Annotated in this window: 5 protein-coding genes; all 5 read right to left on the minus strand. The window is 59.1% G+C overall.

What is annotated here, in order from left to right; genetic code table 11:
* On the minus strand, positions 1-672 hold a 672-nt coding region (gene traN, locus ACESTR_RS15700; protein ID WP_373179423.1), incomplete at its 3' end, for a conjugative transposon protein TraN.
* A 7-nt stretch (positions 673-679) separates the two neighbouring features.
* Positions 680-1,885: a conjugative transposon protein TraM gene (gene traM / locus ACESTR_RS15705; RefSeq protein WP_302270254.1), complete on the minus strand. Its 1,206-nt coding sequence runs from the start codon at positions 1,883-1,885 to the stop codon at positions 680-682.
* Between the two features lie 6 nt (positions 1,886-1,891).
* Positions 1,892-2,107, minus strand: coding sequence for a hypothetical protein (locus tag ACESTR_RS15710; protein ID WP_149874105.1), 216 nt, complete (start codon positions 2,105-2,107; stop codon positions 1,892-1,894).
* Complete coding sequence (gene traK / locus ACESTR_RS15715; RefSeq protein ID WP_055204848.1) at positions 2,097-2,720, minus strand: conjugative transposon protein TraK; 624 nt, start codon at positions 2,718-2,720, stop codon at positions 2,097-2,099. Before traK ends, ACESTR_RS15710 begins: the two co-directional genes overlap by 11 nt.
* 14 nt (positions 2,721-2,734) lie before the next feature.
* On the minus strand, positions 2,735-3,496 hold a 762-nt coding region (locus tag ACESTR_RS15720; RefSeq protein WP_373179424.1), incomplete at its 5' end, for a type IV secretion system protein.

The following is a 3,496-nucleotide window of genomic DNA, read 5'->3' on the forward strand; positions in this document are numbered from 1 at the left end:
ATCCGCTACGATAAACCGCCGTGAATCCACCTCGAAGGAGATATTCGTGTCGTTATACATACAAGTATGTATGTAAATGACATCGTTGGAAACGTAAATTCCCAGCACCTCGACCTCGATGCCGTACTTCTTCGTGCGAATGCCTTTCACATCCGTACGGTTCTGCCGGTATATGTCGCTCAACATGCGTTTTATGGTCGCGGGCTTCTCTCGGCCTACCTCGCGCAGCAGCACCCGGCCTTCGGATGCCGGGGGCGCCGGCTGCGGATCGCCCGCGGCAGCCGGTTCCTTCACACTTTCCGTCTGTTGATCCTGCACTGTAAGATTGAGGGTCGAGACAACAGGATTCTCGGCATAGTGGACATCGAAAGTGAAAAATCCTCCGTCTTCGGTGATGACCGTCAGGTTTGTTTCTGCTGCGAAATTCCGCACGGCCGCCTTCACCCGCACGACGTTTTCGGCCCCGTCGGCCTTGCCTGCTATGATGTCCATCGAGCCGATGTCGATATACGTGACGGGCGACGGGAAGAGGATGTGTACAGTCTTGGTGAATCCCGCTTCGATCTTTCGGGGTTCGATCTGCTGCGGCCCGTCCTGCACGGCCTTCGCCGTAGCGTGTGCGGCCCAGATTGCGGAAACAATCAGGGTCAGATAAATAAGGTCTCTTTTCATGTGTGTTCTATTCTTTTGAAATCAATAATAGCTGATGGTTGGCTTTGAGGGTTATCTTCACCTCGCGGAGCTTCCCGGCGACATACTGCGACGAAGCCTGCAATCCCCCGCGTGCCAGCTCGGACAACACCTGCTGTCCGGCCGAACGGGTGACGTTTACGCTCGTGCCGGCGGTTTGCCCGACGGACGCCAGCGCCTCTTTGAGGGCCGTCCGCTCGCGGGAGTTCGGGACATTCAGCCCCGGCTGGCCATCGAGGTCGTAAGCCACGGCTTCGACGGCAAAGATCCGCCCGCCGTATTCGACGGACGACACCATGACTTGCAGCCGCATTCCGGCGATCGTCGCAAGACCGTATAACGGGGTGTTGCGGGGAATCACCGTATCGTCGATGCGCACGGCTTCCAGCAGCCGCAGCTGTACCGTGCTTCCGGCACGTATGACCTGTGTCTGAGCTACGCAGGCTTTGACGGTCGGTACCTGATTCTCCGCCGCACGTCCCGTCGCGGTCAGAAATCCGAGGTTGCGCTCGATGGTGAAATCCGCCCGCGGGTCGAGTGTCGAGGCTTCGACCTCACCTTCCCGCACGGGCCGCATCACGGACAGGCGCGAATCCCGCCGTTGCTTTGTCGGCTCAACTGCTTCTTCACCCGGGGGTGCTCCTCCGCCGAGATACTTCCGTGCGAGCTTGTATTGCTCCTTGGCTAACTCCAGAGGATCGGGCTGCTGCCGCTCGGCGTCGAGCTGGGATTGCAGGGCCGCGACCTGCTCTTTCAGCGCTTCGACCTCGGCATTGCGCTGCGGAGCGGCGTAGAAGCCCTGCACCTGCCGCTGCATGGCCCGGTTGGCCTCGGCGGCCCGCTGTGCGGGGTTGTCCGCCGGAGCAGGCTCTTCGGCGGTTTTGATCCCGTCGTCCAGCAGCGAAAACAAGTTGTCGCCGAGTGTCATCATGCGTTTCTGCTGCTGTTCCTCGTTGCGAAGTTGTTCGGCGGCTTTGCGTTTGTCGCCGACGGTAGCCTGCGCCTTGCCGTCCGGAACCGACGTATTAATCCCCGCGGCCCCTTCTTGAGGCTTGACGGGCGCAGGCCGGAATATAAGCCACATCGCGACGAGGAATATACATCCGAGGATCGCCGCGAAGAGCAGCACCTTGCGCTTGCGCTGCCGCTCGAACTCCGCCGAGGGGTCATTGCCCGGATTCTTGTTTTCTGTCATAACGGTTTACGGTTTTAGATGTAATAATTCGGGATGCCCGACCTCCAGTTCCGGTACCATGTCCGTAGCGAAGAGGAGCCAAAGATAAACGAGCAACAGCAGGACGAGCGCCGCGAGTACGATTCGCTCCCGGATGTGGGGCGCGAGTGTGTCGTGGCGGCGCCGCAGCAACCGCCGCACCCAGCGGATGCGGCAGCGCAGGGAGTGCGGTTTAGCGGTCATAGGTCGCAATGTCTTTGTTCTCGACGATGTTCAGCGCCTCGACCATGAATCCCTGCGGATTGTTGTCCGAGCGGGAGACGTTCACCAGACGGCATGTCGTGACGAGCGACCGCTCCGTGACGGTGCTTTCGCGCAGGATACGCTGCCGTGCAAAGGTCGTAACCTCGTAAGGATAACGGTCGAAATCGCAGCGGATGCTGTCGACCTTGACCATTTGCGAGACGTTGCCTGCGATCAGGCGGTTGAAGAAGCCCTTCTCCTGCAGAACCTTGTAGTAGGATAAGGCGCTTTTGTCGGCCATCTGCAAGGCGCGTCCGACATTGGACTCGATGGCCGCCTTGTCGGGCGAGAGGGTGAAGAAGAGCTCGTGGAAGCGCCGCACATGTTCACGGGCCTCTACGGGACGGTTCTGTGCGAGGTCCTGCGAGAGCGCCACCATCAGCGAGCGTCCATTGTCCAGCACGTAGATCTTCTGCCGCTGCCGTTCGGCGAAGGAGTAGGACATCCAGACTGCCGCCACGGTTACGACGGCGCAGATTCCGGCGAAGACGAAAGCGTACATGCGCAGCTGCCGAAAGGATGTTTCGATGTTCGTTAAACACTTGAATTCCATAATAACGAGTTATTTTATTTTCGGAAAATAAGCCGGGCGCCGTTCATGATACCACGCCCCACAGCCTTACCGCCCGATAATGCCGCCGAGCCGGCGCCTTTGGCCCCGGCCCATGCTTTGCCGGCCGTCCATCCGGCTCCGGCGCTTACGAGCGAGGTCATTTTCGAGACGGTCTTGTTATAGGCGGCGAATCCGTTCGCCTGCACGACCCACGAGGCGATCGAGGGGATGCAGAGGTATCCGCAGACGGCTACGAGCATGAAGATCAGATTCAGACTGTTCGACCAGTCCACATACCAGTTGTAGCCTCCGGCCATCAGTTCGGCATCGTGTCGCATGGCGAGACTTTGCAGACGTGCGATGATCGCCGAGAAAAGATCCGAGATCGGCAGCCACAGGTAGATCGAGACATACTTCGTGAGCCATTGCGTCAGCGTGGACTGAAATCCGTCGAACACGGAGATGGCAAAGGCGATCGGCCCCAGCAGGCTCAATACGACCAGATAAAAAGTCCTCAGCACGTCGAGTATGACGCTCGCCGCGGCGAAGAGCAGTTCGAGTACCCACGCCAGACATTTGAAGATGATCCCTTTGACCGACCATGAGGAACGCTGTTCATTCATACGATCGAGGGCCTGCTGCGTCTGGTCGTCGAGTCCCAGTTCATTCAGTTCGCGTTCCATCTCCTCGTCTTCGGCATAGTAGCTGTCCGGGGGCATCTGCTCGCGGCTTTCGAGTTCGAGCCGCTCACGCCGCTCCTGCCATTGTTCCATGTC

The sequence above is a fragment of the Alistipes sp. DJF_B185 genome (assembly GCF_964250025.1).
In the GTDB taxonomy this organism is placed as follows: domain Bacteria; phylum Bacteroidota; class Bacteroidia; order Bacteroidales; family Rikenellaceae; genus Alistipes; species Alistipes finegoldii.